At 63.0% G+C, this 3544-nt stretch carries 2 protein-coding genes; both read left to right on the forward strand.

Features of this window, described 5'->3' with window-relative positions; all coding sequences use genetic code 11:
- Window positions 1–501, forward strand: a 501-nt coding sequence (locus AC1P6P_RS08825) for a hypothetical protein (RefSeq protein WP_481402070.1), incomplete at its 5' end; no start/stop codon positions are given.
- Complete coding sequence (locus AC1P6P_RS08830; protein ID WP_481402071.1) at window positions 491–3331, forward strand: sulfide/dihydroorotate dehydrogenase-like FAD/NAD-binding protein; 2841 nt, start codon at window positions 491–493, stop codon at window positions 3329–3331. The genes AC1P6P_RS08825 and AC1P6P_RS08830, both read left to right, overlap by 11 nt.
- The last annotated feature ends 213 nt before the right edge of the window (window positions 3332–3544 follow it).

The following is a 3544-nucleotide window of genomic DNA, read 5'->3' on the forward strand; positions in this document are numbered from 1 at the left end:
CGCCGCAAGTATTGGCGGACCCTGCAGTACCTTGCCGGCATCAACGTCGAGATGATCGACGCCAGCCACAAGGCCGAACTGGAAGCGCTGCAGAGCCAGTACAAGGAAGCGGTCGACAGCCGCGAGAACGCCATCGACTCGATCGCGCGTGCGATGAGCGAGCTGGCGGCGTCCTCGAAGGCTCCGGCGGCCGGCGGTATCGGCATTGCCCTTGGTGGCGCAGCTCCGGCTGCGGCTCCGGCGGCGGCACCGGCTGCGAACGGCGACGCGGTGGTCGGGTTCGACGACGCCAACATCGCCAAGTGCACCAACTGCAAGACCTGCTACACGCAGCTTCCCGAACTCTTCGAGAAGACCAAGATCGTCGTCGACGGTTCGCCGAAGGAAGTCGCACACCTGATTCCGGGTGCGGCCGCCAAGGTGAAAGCGACGGCGGAACTCAAGGGCAAGGTAGCGAAGGTGGCGGCCAACTGCGACGCGGAGATCGTTCATGAGCAGTGAGGCAACCAAGAACAACGTCGACGCGGACCTCGCGCGCTACCGTGAGGTAGCCAAGGCCCGTGAAACGACGGAAGCGGCGATCGAGGAACTGGAAGGCACAGAAGCCTTCCAGGTCTTCCAGAAGCAGCTTCAGCTTCTCAAGAAGCGCCTGCTCAGCGACCCCAAGTCGTTGCGCCAGGTGTTCATCGAAGACGGCACGGCGGCGATCGCCTGGGAGTTCAAGCAGGACGCCCTCGGTGCCGAATTCACCAAGGCTCTGTGGGCGATCCTTCTGCGCGACGACGACATGTCGACGATAGTGCAGCGCTTCATCTGGGCGTCGCCGATCAAGTTCAAGCGCAAGTTCATCGAGGCGATCGACCATCACCTCTCCGACAAGTACCCGATGTTCAAGGGCCTGTCGGTGAATTGGCCGAGCGGGAACTTCATCCACCCGTACGTCCGCCCCGCCGAAGAGCGCAAGAACGACTTCGAACTGGTCACCACGGGCTACCTCGGCTATCGCGCATTGGGTTACTCCATGCGCGAGGTCGACCTGATCGTGTGGCTGGAAGTGCTGCGCGACAAGCAGTGCGAGGATCGTCCCTGCGAACTCGGCTGCCTTGACGCCAAGGGCCGCAAGAAGGGCGGTTGCCCGCTGACGATCGAGATCCCGAACCTGCTCAACCTGATGGGTCAGGGCAAGCTCAAGGATGCCTTGAAGCTGATCGAAGCGCTCAACCCGCTGCCGAACGTGACCGGTCGCGTCTGTCCGCAGGAGCATCAGTGCCAGGGCGTCTGCAACATTTCGGGCCGGCCGATCGAAATCGGTCAGATCGAGTGGTATCTGCCGGAACGCCAGCGGCTCGAAGAAGAGCAAAATGGCATCGATGAGAACGAGTGGAAGGACTACACGACCCCGTGGGTCCGCGCCGAGAAGCCGCCGATCGCGGTTGTCGGCTCGGGACCTGCCGGCCTGATCAACGCCTACCTCCTCTCGGTGGAAGGCTATCCGGTGACGGTGTTCGAGGCGTTCCACGACCTCGGCGGCGTGCTGCGCTACGGAATTCCCGAATTCCGTCTGCCCAACGCGCTGATCGACAACGTGGTCGGCAAGATCAACCGGCTCGGCGGCAAGTTCGTGAAGAACTTCGTCGTCGGCAAGACGGCGACCCTGCAGGAACTGAAGGACGCCGGCTTCTACAAGATCTTCGTCGGCACCGGTGCGGGCCTGCCGCGCTTCATGAACATCGAGGGCGAGCATCTCAACGGCGTGATGAGCGCCAATGAGTTCCTCACCCGCGTCAACCTCATGCAGGCGCGCCAGGAAGACTTCGAGACGCCGCTTCCCATCGTCAAGGACAAGAACGTCATCATCATCGGCGGCGGCAACACCGCGATGGATGCGGCGCGCACGTCCAAGCGTCTGGGCGCCAACGTCACCATCGTCTACCGCCGTACCAAGAAGGAAATGCCGGCTCGCGTCGAAGAGCTGGCCCATGCCCTCGAGGAGGATATCGCTCTCGCCACCCTGCGTTCGCCCCAGAAATTCGTTTCCGGCGGCGACCACAAGGTGTGTCATGCCATCCTCGACGTGATGGAACTCGGTGCTCCCGACGCCTCCGGCCGCCGTACGCCGGTGGTGACGGGCAAGACCGAAACCATCGCCGTCGATCTGGTGATCATGGCGCTCGGCAACGATTCCAACCCGATCATCAAGGATTCGGATTCCCGCATCAAAACGTCGAAGTGGGGCACCCTGGTCGTTGAGAACGGCGCGGAAACCACGCTGAAGGACGTCTACTCGGGCGGCGATGCCACCCGCGGCGGCTCCACGGCGGTGAACGCGGCTGGCGACGGCAAGTCGGCAGCCATCCAGATCGCCCAGGAAATGCCCTTCACCCCGGCCGAGATCAAAACGCGCGTCGAAACCGCGGCGGCTTACACCGCCAAGGCCCAGACCGCGCATAAGATCGTCGGGCGCCGTGAGATCGCCGACAATATCGTCGAGATCACGGTGATGGCGCCGGCGGTGGCGAAGTCGGCCAAGGCCGGCCAGTTCGTCCGCGTGCTGCCGACCCCGAAGGGCGAGCTGATCCCGCTCACCCTGGCCGATTGGGACGCCAAGCACGGCACCATCACCCTGGTGATCCAGGGCGTTGGCGCCTCTTCGATCCTGATCAACAAGATGCAGCCGGGCGAAGTCCTGGAAGGCATCGCCGGCCCGCTCGGCCTGCCGTCGCACCTGCACACCTACGACCGCAAGTCGGAGACCGTGGTGTTCTGCGCCGGCGGCGTCGGTCTGCCGCCGGTGTACCCGATCGCGCGGGACCACCTGCGCCTCGGCAATCACGTCACCCTCATCGCCGGCTATCGCACCCAGGGCGCCCTGTTCTGGGTCGGTGACGGCGAACGGGTCGACACCCTGAAAGCCGAATTCGGCGATCTGCTCGACGTGGTGTTCTGCACCAACGACGGCACCTTCGGCGAAAAGGGCTTCGTCACCACCCCGCTGCAGCGCTGGCTGGATGACAACAAGTCGGTCAACGGCCGCAAGATCGCGGAAGTCATCGCGATCGGGCCGCCGTTGATGATGAAGGCGGTGTCGGAACTGACCAAGAAGTACGAAGTTCCGACCGTCGTCAGCCTCAACTCGATCATGGTCGACGCGACCGGCATGTGCGGCGCCTGCATGGTGCCGGTGACCATCGGCGGCAAGATGGTGCGCAAGCACGCTTGCATCGATGGCCCGGAACTCGACGCCCACATCATCGATTGGGACAAATTCCTGCCCCGCTTCAACCAGTTCAAGGAGCAGGAAGCCGAGGCCCGCACCAAGCACGGCCTGTAAAATTTCCGCCTAATAACTGGCGCCGGTCCATCACAAGATGGGCCGGCGTTTTTGTTTTTTGAACTGGTCGCGCGGCCTTCGGAAAACCGGCAGCCACTTTTCCGGCCGTCGCTCCCGAGCCGTCAAAAAATCTTGGTTTCAAATTTGCAGGTCAATCGCGTATGAGTGGAGCCTTGGAGGACACGATGAACGCGAAAAACCCCGGTACAGATG

Source organism: Rhizomicrobium sp., assembly GCF_056722145.1.

What these genes read in the sequence shown, in the direction of transcription:
- AC1P6P_RS08830 (WP_481402071.1), top strand. Translation starts at nt 491, where the DNA reads ATGAGCAGTGAGGCAACCAAGAACAACGTCGACGCGGACCTCGCGCGC.